Annotated in this window: 13 protein-coding genes; 1 reads left to right on the top strand and 12 read right to left on the bottom strand. The window is 51.0% G+C overall.

Annotated elements, in window-relative coordinates; translation table 11 throughout:
* Window positions 1-374: 374 nt before the first annotated feature.
* Window positions 375-875, top strand: a complete 501-nt coding sequence (locus DL94_RS0106175) for a type III toxin-antitoxin system ToxN/AbiQ family toxin (protein WP_028129416.1) — start codon at window positions 375-377, stop codon at window positions 873-875.
* An 81-nt stretch (window positions 876-956) separates the two neighbouring features.
* Here DL94_RS0106175 and DL94_RS14375 read toward each other — a convergent pair whose 3' ends face one another.
* The 12 genes from DL94_RS14375 to DL94_RS0106240 form a co-directional block, all read right to left on the bottom strand.
* Window positions 957-9137: a hypothetical protein gene (locus DL94_RS14375; protein ID WP_156031704.1), complete on the bottom strand. Its 8181-nt coding sequence runs from the start codon at window positions 9135-9137 to the stop codon at window positions 957-959.
* 361 nt (window positions 9138-9498) lie between these two features.
* The gene (locus DL94_RS0106190) at window positions 9499-10065 is read right to left on the bottom strand and encodes an N-acetylmuramoyl-L-alanine amidase family protein (RefSeq protein ID WP_028129417.1); all 567 of its coding nucleotides are present in this window, start codon (window positions 10063-10065) and stop codon (window positions 9499-9501) included.
* Window positions 10066-10076: 11 nt separating this feature from the next.
* Window positions 10077-10385 (bottom strand): hypothetical protein, encoded by a 309-nt coding sequence (locus tag DL94_RS16015; RefSeq protein ID WP_156031706.1) that lies wholly within the window; start codon window positions 10383-10385, stop codon window positions 10077-10079.
* Between the two features lie 124 nt (window positions 10386-10509).
* Complete coding sequence (locus DL94_RS0106200) at window positions 10510-11241, bottom strand: 7-carboxy-7-deazaguanine synthase QueE (protein WP_028129419.1); 732 nt, start codon at window positions 11239-11241, stop codon at window positions 10510-10512.
* Between the two features lie 4 nt (window positions 11242-11245).
* Window positions 11246-11623 carry a 6-carboxytetrahydropterin synthase QueD gene (gene queD, locus DL94_RS0106205; RefSeq protein WP_028129420.1) on the bottom strand — a complete coding sequence of 126 codons (378 nt, stop codon included), beginning with the start codon at window positions 11621-11623 and terminating at the stop codon, window positions 11246-11248.
* A 50-nt stretch (window positions 11624-11673) separates the two neighbouring features.
* Window positions 11674-12909: a glycosyltransferase family 2 protein gene (locus DL94_RS0106210; RefSeq protein WP_051586355.1), complete on the bottom strand. Its 1236-nt coding sequence runs from the start codon at window positions 12907-12909 to the stop codon at window positions 11674-11676.
* Window positions 12910-12939: 30 nt separating this feature from the next.
* On the bottom strand, window positions 12940-13650 hold the full coding sequence (pssA, locus tag DL94_RS0106215; protein WP_028129422.1) for a CDP-diacylglycerol--serine O-phosphatidyltransferase: 711 nt from the start codon (window positions 13648-13650) through the stop codon (window positions 12940-12942).
* Window positions 13650-14282, bottom strand: coding sequence for a phosphatidylserine decarboxylase family protein (locus tag DL94_RS0106220; protein WP_028129423.1), 633 nt, complete (start codon window positions 14280-14282; stop codon window positions 13650-13652). Before DL94_RS0106220 ends, pssA begins: the two co-directional genes overlap by 1 nt.
* 36 nt (window positions 14283-14318) lie before the next feature.
* On the bottom strand, window positions 14319-15053 hold the full coding sequence (locus DL94_RS0106225) for a WecB/TagA/CpsF family glycosyltransferase (RefSeq protein WP_028129424.1): 735 nt from the start codon (window positions 15051-15053) through the stop codon (window positions 14319-14321).
* A gap of 184 nt (window positions 15054-15237) precedes the next feature.
* Window positions 15238-17241 carry a transketolase gene (tkt, locus tag DL94_RS0106230; RefSeq protein ID WP_028129425.1) on the bottom strand — a complete coding sequence of 668 codons (2004 nt, stop codon included), beginning with the start codon at window positions 17239-17241 and terminating at the stop codon, window positions 15238-15240.
* 217 nt (window positions 17242-17458) lie between these two features.
* Window positions 17459-17821, bottom strand: coding sequence for a chorismate mutase (gene aroH, locus DL94_RS0106235; protein ID WP_028129426.1), 363 nt, complete (start codon window positions 17819-17821; stop codon window positions 17459-17461).
* 12 nt (window positions 17822-17833) lie between these two features.
* Window positions 17834-19435, bottom strand: a complete 1602-nt coding sequence (locus tag DL94_RS0106240) for an ABC1 kinase family protein (RefSeq protein ID WP_028129427.1) — start codon at window positions 19433-19435, stop codon at window positions 17834-17836.
* Window positions 19436-19459: the final 24 nt, after the last annotated feature.

Below are 19459 nucleotides of genomic sequence, written 5' to 3' on the forward strand. Positions count from 1 at the left end.
TGGCGTTTCAACGAGGCGGGAGATATGCTCGCCGCCTGTTTTGGTATTCGTGCCCCCACCTGCTGAGGTGGGGGACATTTTCTTGCCTCGTTATATTCTATGACTTTACCCTCGAAAAGGCAAGTTTTTCCCCGTCCAAGACCGTCTGGCCACTTCGTCCTTGGTGAACACAAATACTTTGACATCCATCATATATTAGGTTATAATTTAATCAAGAAGAGCCCTGTCGCTTTGAGGACAGACCTTTACTTTAAGTGCTTCACTACTTTGAGTGTGAACCTTTACTTTAAGTGCTTCGCCGCTTTGAGTGCGAACCTTTAATTGGGGGGATGAGGTCAACTCATCTCCCCAATTTCATTTCTAGGGAGTCGATTATGGATTTTTATATCGTAGATGAAACATATATTTCCTATTTGCAGGATTATGAAAGAAAGCATCGTAATGGAATAACCAGAGTTCCTAATGTAAGATATGCAGACCGCAACAAATTTTCTTTTGGAGCGGTACTTATCATAAATGATATTTCTTATTATGTTGCCGTGTCATCATTTAAGACAAAACAGGAAGCAAACATTCTGATATACATTCCAGAGGATAAGGAGAAAATCAAAGGTTCTTTGCGGTTTAACTTTATGATTCCTATTCCTCAAAAGTGTTTGAAAAGACTGGTTATCAAGGATATAAAAGATGCCAAGTATCGTTTGTTGGTAAATAAGGAATATAATTTCTGCATGGATAATAAAGAACGTATAGAAAAGAAAGCAAGAAAAATATACGATATGGTTATTGCGAATAAAAAGCAAAAATTAACAGATAACAGCTGTAATTTCAAGCTATTAGAAAAAGCATATATGGATTATTTACGGGATAATTAACACAATGCCCGTGGGGGCTGGTGATATTAAAAACATTACCAGCCCCCACGGGCTTTTTAATACTATGCTGTTAACCTTAACTTAGAACATAAACTTCACCGAAACACCGCCCTGCAGGCCTTGTTTCTTGCCGGCGTAGCCGGTCAGGTTCAGGTCGAGAGTCCAGGGGGATTTTTCGTTGGCCAAAAGTTTTGCGCCCAGTTCGAGGCGGACGCTGCCGCCGCTGGTGTCAGCACCGCGAATGGCCATGCCGTTAGCGCGGCCTGCGGCCTGACCGTCCAGCTCGTGTTCATAGGACAGGTCGCCGTAGTAGTTCCAGCGTTCGCGTTTCATGGTGTAACGGGCACCGACGCGGAGAATCTGGCTGGTTACGGCATCGAGGTTGTATTCGTCAAGTCCGGCGTTAAAGTTCATACCGTCCTTGCGATTGTAGAAATATTTGCCGTAAACTTCCACGGTGTTGCCATCGTTGATGGCAAATTCCTTGCCTACGCCGAGGTGGAAACCTTTGTAGGTGGTGCGTTCGTCATAGCCGTAGCCTCTTACCGTATCGCGGAGGAGGTTGTTGGCCTTTTCATGCATGCTGCCGATACGCAGGCTGCCTTCGACGTACAGGCCGTCGGCTTTCATCCATTTGCCCAAAAGGCCGCCGCCGGTATAATCCACGGAGCCGTCGCCGCGCTGGGCGTTATCGCTATGGGTGGAGAAATTGCCCCAGCCATGTTCGATGAATACGCCGTATTCCGTGGTGGATTCTTTTTGGACGTTCTTGCGGCCCACGGCCACAATGCCATTCCACATGTTGACGTTGACATGGCTGCCGGTTTCCTGACGCATAGCGCCGCCGCCAATCTTGGCAAATACAGCTACGCCGTCCTTGCCGATGTTTTCTTTGCGGGCCAGGCCTTCTCTTGCCGACAGGATAAAGTCATTGCCAGCGTTCAGGGCTACTGCTGCAGCCTCTGCGGCCATTACGGTGTTATGCGTCTGGCGGCTTGCGCCTGCGCTTTCCACCTGATAGACCACATTGCCATTAGCGTCAAGGACGAGCTTGCCCGTACCTTCCGTGGCCGTGCCGACGGTAAATTCAGAACCGGCATTCACATTAGTAGCTCTCTTATCTGCTGCGACATTGCTCTGGTCCAAAAGCGTCATGGTGGAGCCGGTGTTCAAGGTTTTGATGCCCGTAAAGGCTACCTGTTTTGCCGCAATGGTTGTACCGGACAAATCAGAGGAAGTACCATCGCTGATGGTAAGGGCCGGTGTGCCGGAGTTCCACGCAAAATTCGTGTAGTTCAGCGTTTCAATGCCGGAGATATTCTTGACGGACTGGCTGCCACCGGTCCAGGGTTCGTTACTGTTGCCGATGTTCAGCGTATTGCCGGCTGTGCCGTTATTGCCGCCGATGATGTTGCTATTCGATACATCTGCGCCGCCGTGGAGGGTAATGGTGTTGTTAATCGTGCTGCCACTGCCGCCGCTAAAGCCGCCGTAGATGTCACCATTTACCTTGCCATTGCCGATGTCGATGCCATTGCCGGAGGCGTCGCCAGTTGCGCTGTAGCCGCCGTAGACCTTGCCGTTGACGTTGACGCCGCCGGCAAGGTTGACTTTGTTGGTATTGGCATTGCCATTACCATCACTCTGGCCGCCGTAGACACTGCCGCCTACACTGCCGCCAGATACGGAAGTTTCATTCGCAGACGCATCGCCCGACTTGCTGTAGCCGCCGATTACATTACCGCTGACATTGCTGCCATCGACGTTAGTCTTGTTTTCGTTGGCGTTGCCCGTGCCGGTGGTCTTGCCGCCGAGGACGTCACCTGTTACGGTGCTGCCGCCGGTTACGCTAGTTTCATTCTTGTTGGCGTCGCCGTTTTCACTCTGGCCGCCAATGACACTACCGCCGACATTACTGCCGTCTACATTGGTCTTGTTTTCACTGGACGTACCATTGCCGGAAGTCTTACCACCGGTAACATCACCATTTACAGTGCTGCCGCCGCTGACCGTAGTTTCATTCTTGTTGGTGTTGCCGCCATTGCTCTGGCCACCGGTTACGTTACCGCCTACGGTGCTGCCATTCTTGACGTCAGTTTTGTTCTCGCTGGCATCGCCATTCTGGCTCTGGCCGCCAATGACACTACCGCCGACATTGCTGCCATCTACATTGGTCTTGTTTTCATTGGACGTGCCATCGCCGTTGGTCTTGCCGCCGATAACGTCCTTATTTACGGTGCTGCCGGAAACCGTAGTTTCATTCTTGTTGGTGTTGCCGCCATTGCTCTGGCCGCCAGTGACGCTGCCACCTACCTTGCTGCCGTTCTTCACGTCAGTCTTGTTTTCGTTGGCATCACCGTTGCCGTCGCTCTTGCCGCCGTTGACATCACCATCTACGGTACTGCCGTCTACATTGGCGTTGTTGCCGTTGGTATGACCGTTGCCACCGGAGTGGCCGCCGTTGACATCGCCGCCGACTTTACTGCCGTTCTTGACGTCGGCATTGTTGCCGTCAGCGTTGCCGTCACCATCGCTGTTACCACCGTTGACATCGCCGTCCACTGTGGTGTGGTCAACATCGACATCATTTTTGTTGGAATTGCCGTTGCCGCCGGAATGGCCGCCGTTGACGTCACCGCCTACCTTGCTGTCCTTGACTTCCGTCTTGTTTTCCTCGGTGTCACCGCCGCCGTTGGTATCGCCGCCGCTAACATCGCCGCCAATCGTACTGCCTCTGACAATGGCCTGATTCCTTCTGGACGGGCCGCTGTCACTTTCGCCGCCGATAACGTCACCTTCTACCTTGCTGTCCTTTACATCGGCTTTATTTTCCTGGGAAGGTCCGTCCTCGCTGGTGCCGCCTTTGACATCGCCGCCCGTGCCGTCGTCCTTCTTCTCAATTTCGGAGTTCTTGACATCCACTTCATTATTCGTGGATTCACCATCACCCTTCGCCTGACCGCCGATAACATCGCCCTGATGGCCGGGGTTGTCATCTACAGTTTCCGTAATGCCAATGGCATTCACCGTGGGCACTTCTGTGCCTGCGGCTCTGGTAATCTTATAGTAGAGCGAACCATTATCATAATAGGCATGGCCTTTACCGGTCTGTCCGTTCAGCGTGAAGATGCCACTGCGAATCTTATTGACAGCGCCGCCGTAGTTGGATACCAGTACCATCGTGTCGCCAACATTCAGCGCGGTATCGCTCGTAAAGGTAATATTATCCGCATTGACGAGTGCGCCCGTGTAGGCAATTTCACTGTCAGTACGAGCGTATGTGCTGTTCCAGCCCACTGTGCCAAAGGTCAAAGTCGTCGCATTGTTGCCGGTAACGGTATAAACTACGTTGTTATTCGTAGCTGCTACTGCGCCCGTTAACGCACCTTTGACGGCAAGGCCGGACGTAGCGTCATAGGTGTAGGTGCTCTTGCCGGTTTCCTTGGCTGCGATATCGCTTAAGGTAGTATTGGCCTTGACCAAGGTCATGGAATCACTAGCGGCGGCCACTTTCTTCTGGTCGTCGCTCATGATCATCCCCAAACCGCTGATATCGAGGCCGTTGCTGTTGACGCCGGAATAATCGTAGAGGAGGTCACTCCTATCTAAAACCGTGCCACCTTTATTATAGTTAACATTGCCGATTTTAATGGTATTTACCTTGACATTGCCTAAGGAATACTGGAGGGCCGTGCCGTTATCATTTACCTTTACACCTTTGGACTGTGTTCCTGAGAGGGTGATATCACTGTCGGTTTCGCTGTATTCGCCGCTCGCTATATAGGCAATGCTGTCCGCAATCTGTGCCCCCGTGAAATAGCCTGTTGGTGTCGCAGTCAGAATATTATAATCACCAACCGTCGTGGGCGCCGTAAAGCCACTGCCGGTTACAGCTATGCCGCTGGCGGCTTTGCTCCAAGTGTCATTTACTGCACCTGTGGTACTGCCATCCCAACCAGAAATATCCACGCTGTCCAAAGTCTTGCCTGTTACGGCATAATTGACCGTATTGGCATACGTTTTAACCTTACCTGTCAAAGTACCGCCAAGCGTTGCCCCATTGGCCAGACTGTAGCTTATATTCTGACTGACCGGTGTACCTTTGACTACGAGGTCTGCCGCAAGGCCATTAGCATTGGTAAGCAGATTCCAGTCATTACCGTTTGCAATAGTATTTGCGTCAGTTCCTGTAAAACTAAATTTCAGATTCGTGGCGTCTACGCCGTTAGCTGCTACTGAGAAAGTATAGCCGGTAGCAGGCATAGCCCGGCCAGTCCCCCACGTCATATTGCCCAGGGTGATATTGTTTACAGTCCTGACCTCGGCAATGAAGTTCAAATTCTTGCCGTCATCGCTTTTCTTCACGCCGCCGGATTTGGTGCCACTCAGGGTAACGCCATTTCCTTCATCGCCGCTATAGGCCGCGCCGGAGGTATAGGCCATAGCACCCGTTACGTCACCGAAAAAGTTTGTTATATCGGTGGTAAAGATGGTTTTATCCGTAGTGGGTGCGGTAAACGTTCCCGTGCTTACGGCAACATTGCTGCCCGTCCAATTATTCGGCAGGCCATTAACCGTAGTAGTCGTATCCCAGCCAGACAAATCCATAGAAGAAACTGTCTTGTCAGTTACCGTATATTTGACGGCATTTGTATCTGCCGCTACCGTACCATGCAGTGTACCCGACGCGGTGATACCGCCACCCATAGCCGCATTGGTAATGGCCTGACTATGGCTTGCCCCCGTCACGGGATTGCCCGTGGTGATTCCTGTGGCGTTAGCAAACAAGGTGCTGTCTGCTACATCCGCCGGCTTGTCAAAGGTCAAATTAGTGGCGTCAATACTGGTACTGCCATTAAAGGTATAGTTGCTTGTTGCCGTCCGCGGCGTTCCAAAGGTCATATTGCCCAGAGCAATATTGTTTACAGTCCTGACCTCAGCAATATATTCCAAGTCACTGCCGTCATTACTTTTCTTCACGCCACCGGATCTGGTGCCGGAAAGGGTAACGCCATTTACCTCGTCGCCGCTAAAAGCCGCACCTGGCGTATAGGCCATAGCTCCGGTTACGTCACCGAAAAAGTTTGCTATATCGGTGGTAAAGACGGTTTTATCCGCAGTGGGTGCGGTAAAAGTTCCCGTGCTTACGGCAACATTATTGCCCGTCCAATTATTATTTGGCAAGGTTCCCTCTGTGGTGGCATCCCAGCCTGACAAATCCATGGAGGAAATGGTCTTTTTGTTTACAGTATATTTTACTTCTCCAGTATCAGCAGAAACCGTGCCGGTGAGAGTACCGGACACCTTGATACCGCCACCTATAGCTGCATCGCTAATGGCCTGACTGTGGTCTGCCCCCGTCACGGAGTTGCTGGAGGTAATGCCCGTGGCATTGCTGACCAAGGTGCTGTTTTCTACCTCCGCCGGCTTGTCAAAGGTCAAGTTTGTGGCGTTAATCGTGGGACTGCCATCAAAGGTATAGTTGGCATCTACAGTACGCTGATTTACTAAACCGCCAGCCCCAACGGTCATATTACCAAGGGCAATATTCGATACCGCCATTTTGCCGACGGCATACACAAGATTCTGTCCATTATCCGAGGGCTTGACGCCCTTATCCTGAGTGACAGTGAAGGTAACACCTTTATCCGTATCCGAGGACGGAGTTGTGGACGCACCATATTTCTGTGCGCCGGTGATATATGCGTCACTAAAATAACTTGGCGTGCTGGTGGTGATAATATCCTGGGAACTCCCTGCCGTCAGCGTAGTTGGTGCTGTAAAGCCTGCCGCATTGATGGAGCCAGCGGTAAGGCCCTTCGTCCAGCCTGTCAGGGAATAAGCAGCTTTCGTGCTGTCCCAGCCTGCGAGGTCAATGCCGGTAATGCTCTTACCACTTACGGTATAATTCACCTGTCCGAGAGTGGTGGAAACCGTACCGTTGATGGTACCGTTAAACTTCACCCCGTTGTCAGCAGCTGCATTCGTGAAATTCTGCGTATGGGATGCACCAGTTATATTGGCAGAGTCTGCCGGCAAACCATCAGCATTGGTCAGCAAAGCCGTGCTAGTGCCTACTGTGCCTACTGCCATAGGATTGGTAAAGGAAAGATTGGCGGCGTTAATAGCGGTCTGATTGCCAAAGCTATAAGCTGAGCCTGCGTCCCTGGGCGTGCCCCAGGCCATACTGCCAAGCGTGATATTTTGCCCATCAAAGGCCTCGGCATAGTAAGTCAGCTTAGCGTTCGCTATGGTGCCGTTATTCGTAACCTTGACGCCGCCGGCTTTATTGCCGGAGATGGTAACGCCTTTATCCTCATTGGAAAAAGCCTCACCTGCGGCAGTATAGACATGAGTGCCTGTAACGCTACCAAAGAAATTTTCTGTGGTCGTCGTGAAGATATCAAAATTCGTGGTCGGCGTGACGGAAAAGTTTCCCGTAACGACGGCAACATTAGAGCCTGTCCAGCCGCTATTGGGAAGTGTGGAGGCTACGCCAGTCCAATTTGACAAGTCAATGTTGTTCAGCGTTACGCCTGATACCGTGTAGTTAAGGGCATTGGCCGCCGCCGTCACATTGCCGGTCGCCGTGGCCTCGTAGTTAATGCCTTTGTCGTCGTCGGTGTAATCAATAGCCACCGTCTTTCCTGTACCGCCCGTAACTACATTTGCTGTTGTCAAGCCCGTGGCATTTGACAGCAACGTCATGGAGGCGTCGGTTGCCAGTGCGGTATTTACCGTGCCAAAGGTCAACCCCGACGCATTGATGCCAGTGCCGGAAGAACCACCGATGAACTTATAGCCAGTAGGTGAGGCAGTAGTACCCCAGGTCATGTTGCCAAGATTAACCGTTTTTACTTCCTTTGTTTCGCCGTAGTAAGTCAGCTTCGCATTTGCCTTGGTGCCGTCAGCCTCCACCTTTACACCACTCATATTATCGCCAACAAGAGTCACGCCAGTGGTTCCTATAGCATCAGAAAAATCACCTTTATCACCATATGCGATTGTGGAGGCAATATTTGCACCAGCGAAAACGCCAGCATCTGCAGTTAGAATATCCTTGGAATTGCCGGCACCTACAGCAGTTTTTGCTGCATCACTAATAGTGCCGCTTACTGTTACAGCTGACGTACCTTTCGTCCAGCCCGTGGGCACGGCGAAAGCAGCCTTCGTGCTGTCCCAGTTCGCGAGATTGACGCCCGTGACGCTGTTCGCGATGGTGTAGTCGATTTGGTGTTGGTTCGAGTCCGTGAATTTGACGGTGTGGGTGTTGGTATAGATTAGTTTCGCACCGTTACCACCGGACGGTGTGTATTCCTGCCCCGTGTTCGTTGCAAACGCGGTGCTGCCGGTCAGCACCCCTTCATTTGCGCCATATTTCCATTTCGAAATACCGATGCTTGCGTACTGATCTTTCACCAGCGTCATGGTGCCAACGGTCGTGGCCTCGCCGGTTTTGCCGGTATTGGTAAGGCCGGTGGCGTCGGTAAGGTCCAGATAAGTGACGTCTTGAATATCGCTCACGTTATGTAAATTGCCTGTCATCTCAAGCACCGTCTTGCTTGTATCAAAGCCTACGCCGCTTGTGATGCCAATCGTCTGGGTTCCTCGAATGCCTTCAATGCCGACTTTTATGCCCGTGGCGCCGAGGTTCAGGGTGTTGCGGGTACCGGTGGTGCCGCCGTCGCCGCCCTTAATGCCCTTAACGGTCACTCCCGCGTTGATGTTGATTTTGTTGTCAGAGGCAACACTAGCGGCCCTTCCGCCAACAATTACAGCACTGCTCAATTCCGGACTGCCTTCGATGGTGACGATGTTTTCTGTGGCTGAACTGTTTTCAGAATAGCCGCCATAAACAAAGCCGGTCACCTCACCGCCGCTGATGATGACCTTGCCGTCAGATGCCTGTCCACCAACTCCTCCGCCCGTCTGATACTTGCCATAAGCGTTTAATATTGTGCCATTTTGAAGCGTGAACTGGCCGCCGCCTTGCCCCTTGTAAGCACCATAAGCAGTGTAATTCGCCCATGCATTACCGCTAGAATCATAATTGAGCGTCCACGTATCGATGGTGTACTGCGGGTAGGCCCTATGATTAGTAGTGTCTGCAGATATTGTGCCAGGAACCCCAGTGGGGGCCCCAGTGACCTCGATATCGACCGCCTCCGCCGTCGGCGCAAAAAGCAGCCCATTCCCCAGTATCAGTGCGCATACAATATATCGAGTAAGCTGTAAATTCCTTTTCCTTTCCTTCCCAGTCATACTATCGTCCCCTTCCATGATATAATCTGCTTAAGCAAACACAAAAAACCCTCCCACAGGGCACAGGCAAGCATAAAAACTTGCCCATCCCCTGCAGGAAGGCTTGCTAATTTCATTATTCAGCTGTGTATAACCATCTACAAGATAAAGACAGTTGCCCCCCCCGAAAGGACAGTTTTAGGCACAAAAAAACCGCCTGCGTTGTTTTCTTTCCACAATCCCTGCGCTTTCATGCCGGCCCTCTCCTTCCGCGGTGACAACATTCTGTATCCTTATTTTATTGTTATTCTATCCTCTTGGGGCGTTTTCCTGCCACACAAGAGAATTTGTTAATAATATATCGACGAACACCTCCAAACACTTAAATTTTCAGCCAATTTTTTTCGTAATCCGTTACCCCTCTGGCCAGGGCCCGGGCCATATCGTCCTGATGTTCCTTTAGCAGCTGCACGTCCGCGCTGTCAATGAACCCCAGCTCCACGAGCACGGCCGGCATGCAGGTTTCCCGCAGGACGCACAGGCTTTTATTCTCCTTCACGCCCCTGTCAGCATAGCCTTTATCAAAGGGTTGTAGAGATTGTACCAGCTGCGCCTGTATGCACCCTGCCAGCCGTCCTGCTGCACCATAGCGCCAGTAGCAGAAAGTTTCGGCGCCGCGTCCGCCGCCCGCGTTGACATGAATGGACAGGAACACGTCAGCCAGGCTGATGTTGGCCGTATCCGTGACATTGGGATACGCCGGCGACTCTCCCGCCAGATTATGACTCTGCAGGAGTTTGACCTTACAGCCGGCGTCCTCTAAGTATTTGCCCGTCAGACTGCCCACCGTCATGGCAATATCGCACTCCCTGAGATTTGCCTCCATATTCACCGCACCGGGATCCGGCATGCCGCCCTGTGCGTGTCCGGGATTGATAAAAATCAGCATTGCGCCGCCTCCTATTCCACCGTTATTCCGCCCTCTTCATTATCCCTGATAGTATAGGTGTCCTCGCCGTCAAACTCCGGGGCATAAATCGTATACTCTGCCTCGTCCACCAGCGACTGGCTCACGTCCACACAGCCGCCCAATCTGTCATTTACCTCCATCAGCCAGCTGTCAAAATCCGCAAAATCCCCCGTCACCCGCGGCATTATCGCCTCCTGTACATTCTGCGGGCGGACGGGCGGCATAAACGCGGCCTTAGCCTTGGGCGGTGGCTGTATCTGACTTGTCATTTTCGGACTGGAATGCACTTGACCTGTCACTTCGGGACACTTAGGCTGACCTGTCAAATCGGTCAGATTGTAGTAACAAGGCTCTACGAAAATATCCGTAGAGCCTTGTCGTGTAAGGGTTTATGAAATTTGTGTTTTTGTTTAAAAGTAAAGATTAAATCTGCCCAATCATTTTATGAGTCTGGGGGATTACCCTTACATCTTGCAGTTTGGTCAGCGCGTAGTTCTGACAGATAAGGATTTTTTCCGGGCTGGCAGCCTGGCAGCCACCATAAGGCGTAACCGGCTGAATAATGAACAATGTTTCCGGGGCTGTTTCTGCCACCAGGTCAATGGCCTGACGGAATTCTTCCTCTGTGGTTTCAGCAGCCACCACCAGTTTGATATACAAATCCTTGGCCTTGGCTATCTCAATGAATTTCCGATGTGCCTCCCACTGCGGCTGGCTGATGATGCTCGGAAGTTTTATATCCATGCTGATAATATCGGCAATGTCGATAATACCTGCCAACTGCTCGTACAGCGTACCGTTGGTTTCGAGGAATATCGGCGCCTCAATGTCCTGTGCCAGCTCGCGGATAAAGTCTGCATGCAGCAACGGCTCGCCGCCGGTAAAGCTCACTGCCTGATGGGGAACTTCCTTTAACAGGCGGTTTATTTCTATCGCCACCTGCTCGGCCGAACGCGGATTAGGCAGTTTGGCAAACTCCCGGCTGCCGGCGTAGGTTTCCACTTCGCAAAAATCATGACTGCCCGGCGTATTTTCCGTGTCGCAGAAACTGCAATCAAGATTACAGCCTTCAAAGCGCACAAAGACCTGCCGGCAGCCCACATATTTGCCTTCCCCCTGTATGGAAGAAAAAATTTCAATAAGATTCTTTTTCATGGGCTCAGTCCTTCGTGTAGGTAACGCTGGATTTCGGTGATTCAAAAACGGTAACAGCCGCCAGAACACTATCACGTTTAAAAATCTCATTACCGGCCAGTTCTTCAAAGATAATCCGGGAGAGATTTTCGGCCGTAGGATTTACGCCGTCCTTAAACGGAGCCAGCTCATTCAGATAGCGATGGTCAAAGCGTTCCAACGTATCCTTCAAGGTCTGTTTAATCACCTTAAAGTCCACAAGCATGCCGAGCTCGTCCAGTTCTCTGCCCTTGACCACAGCCTCCACCACCCAGTTATGACCATGCAAACGGGCACACTTGCCGGGATAACCATTGACATGATGGGCCGCCTCAAAAGCGCCCTCAACTTTTAAAGTATACATATTTATACTTCCTTTCTAACGTAAAACCTCCCTCATTGAGGGAGGTATTTTTACTTCATAATGTCTTTCGTATTTTTTACGTTGCCGACAATATCATTCATGCTCATAGCACGGGTATGTTTGGTATGGCTCCATTCGTGTTCGTTGCGGTGAATGAACCCTAAGAAAATGATGGGTATCCAGGAATAGATAAACACGGGATAGAGCAGCATGTAGAGCCAGGATTTCCACTTAGCCCTGATTTTAATCAGGATAATCATCGGCAGAATGTACTGGCCGAGCATGATGGCTGTCATCAGCTGCGAAGGCATGAAGTTGTAGATATTCGTATAGAACGGCGGGAATGCCAGCTGAACATAGCTGATGATAATGAAGATGGTGGAAATCATCAGGAAATGCGGCTGCATGAGGTAAATGCATTCGTCCCACATACGGATATCCTTGTGTTTCCAGCCAGCTTTCAGCATTTTCGGAATAAAGCGGTTGCCCACATCGAACTGCCCCTGTGCCCAGCGGCGGCGCTGATTCCAGGACTGTTTGAACGTCAGCGGCTTTTCATCGTAAATGATGGCGTCATGAGCCCAGCTGGTCTTGATGCCTTCGGCCATACACTTCATGGTAAATTCCATGTCCTCGGTCAGGCAGGTTGCCTGCCAGCCGTGACGTTTGAGGATTTCCATATCAAAGCACATGCCCGTACCGCCCAAGCAGGCCGACAGGCCGATGTTGGACTTGGCCAGATGGGAGATATGGCAGATAACCCAGAAAGCGATGGCAAAGGTGCCAGCCACCCAGGTATCATACGGGTTCTTGGCGTCCATGTAGCACTGAATAACCTTATCCCCCTTGCAGAGGCGGTTATTCATTTCCATCAGGAACTGCGGATGTACGAGATTGTCCGCGTCGAACACGCAGACAGCGTCGTATTCCTTGTCCATTTTAAACAGGCGGTCAAACATCCAGTCGAGGGCATAGCCCTTGCTCTTTTTCGTCGGATGAATGCGCTCGTGGACAATAGCCCCAGCCTGAGCCGCTACCTCAGCGGTGTTGTCCTCACAGTTATCCGCTACCACATGAATATCATACATATTCTTGGGATAGTTGAGCTGTCCGAGGTTTTCCACCAACTGGCCAATAACGGCCGATTCGTTATGCGCTGCGACCACCAAGGCAAAAGTCTTTTTCGGAACCTTGACCTTATTTTCCTTCCGCCGCCACATACCGCAGAAACCAATAATGAAGAAATACAGGGTAAAGAGGAAAATTAAAATCTGCATCGGCACCATGATGATGTCAAATGGATGTGTCAAAAATCATCAGCCTTCCTTTGCAAATAAAGCAATTATAGTATTGAGGATACCAGCTGCGCCGTAAGTGCAGAACACGGCCACCGCCAGTGCGGGGAGCAGTGCCTCATGTCCCAGCCACAGGATACCGGCAAACATTACAAACGCAAAAATCTTCGTGGGCAGGTAAATGGGTTCGGCCCCATCGCCCTTGAAATTCGGATAATGCACATGGCTGACCATCAGATAGCCGACAATCGCCATGATGACGGGATATGCCATGCCAAAGCTCAACGGGTTAATATCCAGACTGACAAAGAGCAGCGTGGTCATGGCTACGATATTGCCGCCGGCCGGAATAGCCAGGCCCATAAAATAGCCATGCACTACATCGGCATTGACGTTGAAACGTGCCAGACGCCACATGCCGCAGACAGCGAAGATAATCACCACAGCCACGCCCAGAAGGCCGTGGTGCTGCAGGACAAATGCCCAGGCTAAAAAGGCCGGGGCAATACCGAAGGAACCCAAATCACAGAGGGAATCCATCTCCTTGCCCATTTCGCTGGACACGCCAAAGAAACGCGCCGTACGCCCGTCAAGGCCATCAGCTACCAGAGCCAGCAGTATGAAAATGGAACCCCAGATTAACTCCCCGTGAAACGTTGAAAGTATGGAGCACATACCAAAAACCAGATTCATCGAGGTACATAAATTAGGTATAAACCGCCTGTAATCCATCAGTCCTTAATCCTCCCCAAAATAGTCTGACCGCCGGCAACCTTCTGCCCTTTGGTTACAGCGATTTCCACGTTTTTCGGCATAACTACTTCCAGGCAGGAACCGAATTTTATCATACCGTAAAGTTCGCCCTGTTTGAGTTCATCATCGAGGGTTACATAAGACACGATACGGCGTGCCAGAATCCCGGCAATCTGCTTGACGCTGATACGGATACGTTCATTTTCAATCCCCAGTACATGGTGTTCGTTCTCAAAACCCACCGTATCCTTGTAGGCAGGACGGAAACGGCCGCAAAAATACTTTTGCAGCTTGATTTTTCCGTTGATGGGGCTGCGGTTCACATGGACGTTGAACACAGACATAAAGATAACGACCTTGTTGCAAGGCTCTTTCACAAACTCATCCGTTTCCATAGGCACGATATCCGTCACCGTACCATCAGCCGGCGAGAGGATTACGTCCTCATCAACAGCAATCTCACGCCGCGGATTGCGGAAGAAATAACAGAAATAAAACATCAGCACGAGGGGAATCACAGCCACATAGGGGCTGATGGAAAAGCCCACCAGCAGTGCCAGGAAAAAGCAGGCACCTATAAAGGGGTAACCCTCGGAAATAATAGGAGTCAAGCTCCCACCTCCTGATAAAATCGATAATTAACGTATTTACGCACGACGGGATTTAGAACCATGTACCTTCAGCACGAACTTCGGCAGAGCCAGCAAACGACCTGCCCGTTTCGGCTGCAAAAGGCCGCGGAACAACCATTCCAGTTTGGCTTTCTGCATCCAATAAGGCGCACGTTTCATCACCCCGGCCATAACGTCCAGCGTACCACCTACACCGATGGATACGGGAACACCCAGTTCCTGCAGATGGGCATTGAGCCACTTTTCCTGCTTGGGCACGCCCAAAGCTGCGAGCAGCAGGTCCGGCTGCGCTGCTTTTATTTCAGCAATGATAGCCGGTTCGTCCTCAGGCTTAAAATAGCCATCTCTGGTACCGACGATTTCAATGCCGGGATAGAGTTCTTCTGCTTTAGCCTTGGCCTTTTCCGCTACCCCGGGAGCCGAACCAAAGAAGAATACTTTCTGTTTCTTACTCGGGGCTATGCGCATAAGCTCCTGTGCCAGGTCGTAGCCTGCCACCCGTTCCGGCATTTCATAACCCAGGTGATGGGCTGCCCATACTGTACCGGCTCCATCGGGTACCACCAGAGCAGCTGCATTTAAAATTTCCTTCAGCTCACTATCATGCGTAGCACGCATAATCATTTCAGCATTGGCCGTGGCAATAAGGACGTTTTTCTTCTCATCCATATAGCTTTCCACCTGCGCCACAGCCTGTGCCATGGTCACAGAATCAACCTGCACACCCAGTATATCAACTTTGTCGGACACGCTGTTCCCCCCCGTAATTTCACAATAACTCATTGAACTAGTTTACTACAAAACCCTTGTAGCGTCAACTGCTCCCCGGGTTATAATAATAGCGGCAACGTCTAGTAAAATGCAGGATTATCGGGATTTTTCCGCAGCAAAAAAGAGCAGCCAGCGACTGCTCTTTTTTATCTGAAAATATAGCTTACTTGTTGTCAGCTACAACCTTGCGCGTTACTTCGGCAACGTTTTCTACGGTGAAACCGAATTTCTTGAAGAGAATGCCTGCCGGAGCAGAGGCACCGAATCCCTTCATGGAAACAACAGCACCGTCAAGGCCTACATATTTGCCCCAGCCAAAGTCGCTGAGAGCCTCAACTGCTACACGAGCGCGTACTTTCTTCGGCAGAACGCTTTCCTTGTATTCAGCACTCTGAGTTTCAAAGAGGTCCATGCAGGGCATGGAAACAACGCGTACGTCAACGCCTTCACCGGCCAGTTTAGCCTGAGCCTCAACAGCCAGGGAAACTTCGGAACCGGTAGCGATGATGATACCGTCCATGTTAGCAGCGTCCTTAGCCTCGGACACAACATAAGCGCCTTTGAGGGCGTCCTTGGAGGAACCAGCCAGCTGCGGCAGATTCTGACGAGTCAGAACCAGAGCCGTCGGCGTCTTTTCGCTGGTTACAGCCAGGTACCAGCCAGCAGCCGTTTCCGTAGCATCTGCCGGACGGAAAACGTTCACGTTGGGCTGGGAACGGAGCATAGCGAGCTGTTCAATAGGTTCATGCGTCGGGCCATCTTCACCAACACCGATGGAGTCATGCGTGAATACATAGGTCACAGGCAGGTTCATGAGAGCTGCCAGACGAATCATCGGTTTCGTGTAATCGCTGAATACGAAGAAGGTAGCAACGTAGTTGCGCAGACCGCCGTGGAGCGTGATACCATTGGCCATAGCAGCCATAGCCAGTTCACGTACACCGAAGTGCAGGTTGCGGCCAGCATAGTCGTCCTTGGAGAAGTCGCCAGCACCCTTCATGTCCGTCTTGTTGGACGGAGCCAGGTCAGCGCTGCCGCCGAACAGGTTCGGGAGCATATCCTTCAGGCGGTTAATCATCGTGCCGGAGAGAGCACGGGTAGCCTGCGGTTTATCTTCATAAGCCCAGAAGTTTTCATCATTCAGGAGAGCGTCTGCGTCAACCGGAGCATGGAATTTATCCCATTTAGCTTTGAGTTCCGGGAACTTAGCGCAGTAGTCAGCAAAGAGCTTGTTCCAAGCCTCTTCAGCCTGCGCACCCTTGCCAGCCAGTTCCTGATAGTGGTCATAAACTTCCTGCGGAATGTTGAAGGTCTTTTCCGGTTCCGGCCAGCCCAGATTTTCCTTAAGAGCCTTAACGTTGTCCTCACCCAGGGGTTCACCATGAGCGCTGGCCTTGCCCTGTTTTGCCGGGCAGCCGTAGCCAATCTGCGTCTTAACCGTGATGAATGACGGATGTTCCTTATCAGCCTTAGCAGCCTCAATGGCCTTGCCGATAGCAGCCAGGTCATTGCCATCTTCAACCGTCAGCGTCTGGAAACCGAAGGCCTGCATACGTTTTTCCACGTTTTCCGTGAAAGCTATATCCGTGCTGCCTTCGATGGAAATCTTATTGGAATCGTAGAGAACGATGAGTTTGGAGAGACCGAGCGTACCTGCCAGGGAGAAGGCCTCCGAGGAAATACCTTCCATCATGCAGCCGTCGCCGCCCAGGGCGAAGGTATAATGGTCAACCACATCATAGCCGGGTTTGTTGAACTCAGCAGCCAGATGTGCCTCTGCCATAGCCATACCTACAGCCATACCCATGCCGGCACCCAGCGGGCCGGTAGTAGCCTCGACACCTACAGTGTGGCCATACTCAGGATGGCCCGGAGTCAGCGAACCGTCCTGACGGAAGTTCTTCAGGTCATCCAAAGTAAGTCCATAGCCGAAATAATGGAGCAAAGAATACAGCAGGGTAGAACCATGACCGCCGGACAGAATGAAACGGTCGCGGTTAGCCCACTGAGGATTCTTCGGGTTGTGGTTCATGTGGTTGGCCCACAGCTCATAAGCCATGGCAGCACTGCCTAAGGGCAGACCGGGATGACCAGAATTTGCCTTCTGCACAGCGTCAGCTGCCAGAACGCGGATAGCGTTTACACAAGTAGTGTCGATGTTACTCAATGTGTATCTCTCCTTACCTGTTATAAAGATTGTTAATTCACAAACTATATTCTACCTAAATTATCGGAAAATGTATAGTACCTTTGACCTTTTCATTTATTATTTTTTATGATTTCCAATTCAAATGTCATTCTTGCGCCCTTGACATGTCAAAATAATAAACCTCCCATACAATTTTCATGTATGGGAGGTCAAAAAAGTCATTACCGTAATAACCTTAGAAATTCCGCAAATCCGGGCGCAGTTCCTGAGCCTTACCCATGTAGACATGCTGTATCTCAGCCTGCGACAGGTCTGTATCTACCAGCAGCAGGACGCGGATGCAGCGTTCCATTGACTCGTCAACATCAGGCACGCGCGTGTCAAACAGCGGCACTTTGTCAAACCCCTCCATCTGCCGGGCACCGGTAGCCGGGAAACCATCCGTCAAATCACTGGTCGAGCTGAAAATGCAGGCACCGATATCCTCCGGCTTAATCTTGTTGCGGCGCAGAATCTGGGACAAGAGCATTTTGGCTGCCTGCCAGATTTCTTCCTTTTTGTTTTCGCCTACTACAATTGCTCCACGTATACCTCTCATAAATAATTCCTCCTATGCGCCCTTATGAATATCCCAAATGATTCTCAGGCTAAGTATAAATGCAATCAGATAACCTAAAAAACCCAACAATGGTATTTCCATTATCTTAGGTGTCATTTGCGTGGTACAAATCGTACTGGAACCTAAAAGCAACGCCGCCACCAATAATGCCAGAATGAGTTTATTTATCATGCGGTCAAGGTGCCGCAATGGTTCCTCGGAACCTGTTACATCCAGATTTACCTTGGTCTGGCCGCTCATGGTCATTTTAAGAATATCCGAAATCTGTTCCGGCAGCTGGGCGGACTTGCGCAGCAGCATCATGCCCTCCTGCTTGGCCTTTTCGATTTCGTCTTTCCAGTCAAAATTCTTTTTGTAGTCGACTGCCAGACTGCGGGCAAATATCTCCACAAAGCTGACCTTGGGGCAGCACATACGCATAACACCTTCGACCGTCAGCACGCCCCGGGCAAACATGGAGAGCCCCTGCGGACAGACGATGTGATGGACGCGCATCAGGTTCATGATTTGTCTGGTCAGTACCCCCATCTGTAACTCACTGAAATCCAGCGAGCTGTACTGCGCCAGCATGGCGTCAATATCCTGATACAGGGCGGTATGATTGACTCGGCCCTTCACCATGCCCAAAGCCAGCACCGCAGCTTTCATCTCAAACGTATCATGATGGGCCAGCGAATAAACAGCCTTGCGGATAGCTGCCCGGTCACGGCCGGACAGGCGTCCCATCATGCCGAGATCGAGCCAGACAATCCGCCCATTGCGTATCCAGATATTGCCGGGATGGGGGTCCGCATGGAAGTAACCATCTTCGATAATCTGCCGCACATAGTTTTCACCCAGCCGGCGGCCTAAGGTATTGATATCATAGCCGCGTTCTTTGAGCTTGGCAAAATCATCTATGCGGATACCGTCAACATATTCCATAACCAGAATATGTTGCATGGACAGATTGCGAAATACCTTGGGGCAGGTCACATAGTCCACATCACGGTTTAAATGCGCAAATTCTTCAATGTGGTCAGCCTCCATCAGGAAATCCATTTCCTGTTTGGCGATGGTCCACATTTCATCCAATACCATATTGAAGTCCACCACGTCCTGCGAACGGCTCACGACCTTTATCAGGGTAGCCGCCCGTTTCAGCAGGACGATGTCCTTGCTCATTATCTCATAGATACCCGGGCGCTGTACCTTCACCACCACTTTTTCCCCGGTGGTGAGTACAGCCCGGTGTACCTGAGCAATGCTGGCCGAGCCGATGGCCTCCTCATCAATATAGGAAAACACCTGATTCCAGCGGCGGTTGTACTCCCGTTCTATGACCTCGACAATGGTCGCAAAGGGCATAGGCCGGGCCTCGGACTGAAGTTTCATCAGTTCATCGCAATACTCCGGCGGCAGAAAGTCCGGGCGCATACTCATTATCTGCCCCAGTTTCACAAAAGTAGGCCCCAGGTCCTCCAATATATGCCGGAGTTTTTCCGGGGTCATACCTTTGACTACTTCCTGCTTACGCAGAACCGCCACCATTTCTTTGAGGCGTTCCGTGGTACCTGCATCTTCACTTTTCGCTTTAAACAAATTTCCCAGCATAGCACTGGCTCCTTTGGTTTAAGT

Origin of the sequence: Selenomonas sp. AE3005 (genome assembly GCF_000686945.1) — a bacterium.
Taxonomy (GTDB): Bacteria; Bacillota; Negativicutes; order Selenomonadales; family Selenomonadaceae; genus Selenomonas_A.

What these genes read in the sequence shown, in the direction of transcription:
- queD (WP_028129420.1), bottom strand. Translation starts at nt 11,623, where the DNA reads ATGTATACTTTAAAAGTTGAGGGCGCTTTTGAGGCGGCCCATCATGTC.
- DL94_RS0106200 (WP_028129419.1), bottom strand. Translation starts at nt 11,241, where the DNA reads ATGAAAAAGAATCTTATTGAAATTTTTTCTTCCATACAGGGGGAAGGC.
- aroH (WP_028129426.1), bottom strand. Translation starts at nt 17,821, where the DNA reads ATGAGAGGTATACGTGGAGCAATTGTAGTAGGCGAAAACAAAAAGGAA.
- DL94_RS0106190 (WP_028129417.1), bottom strand. Translation starts at nt 10,065, where the DNA reads ATGCTGATTTTTATCAATCCCGGACACGCACAGGGCGGCATGCCGGAT.
- pssA (WP_028129422.1), bottom strand. Translation starts at nt 13,650, where the DNA reads ATGGATTACAGGCGGTTTATACCTAATTTATGTACCTCGATGAATCTG.
- DL94_RS0106210 (WP_051586355.1), bottom strand. Translation starts at nt 12,909, where the DNA reads ATGGTGCCGATGCAGATTTTAATTTTCCTCTTTACCCTGTATTTCTTC.
- DL94_RS0106240 (WP_028129427.1), bottom strand. Translation starts at nt 19,435, where the DNA reads ATGCTGGGAAATTTGTTTAAAGCGAAAAGTGAAGATGCAGGTACCACG.
- DL94_RS14375 (WP_156031704.1), bottom strand. Translation starts at nt 9,137, where the DNA reads ATGACTGGGAAGGAAAGGAAAAGGAATTTACAGCTTACTCGATATATT.
- DL94_RS0106175 (WP_028129416.1), top strand. Translation starts at nt 375, where the DNA reads ATGGATTTTTATATCGTAGATGAAACATATATTTCCTATTTGCAGGAT.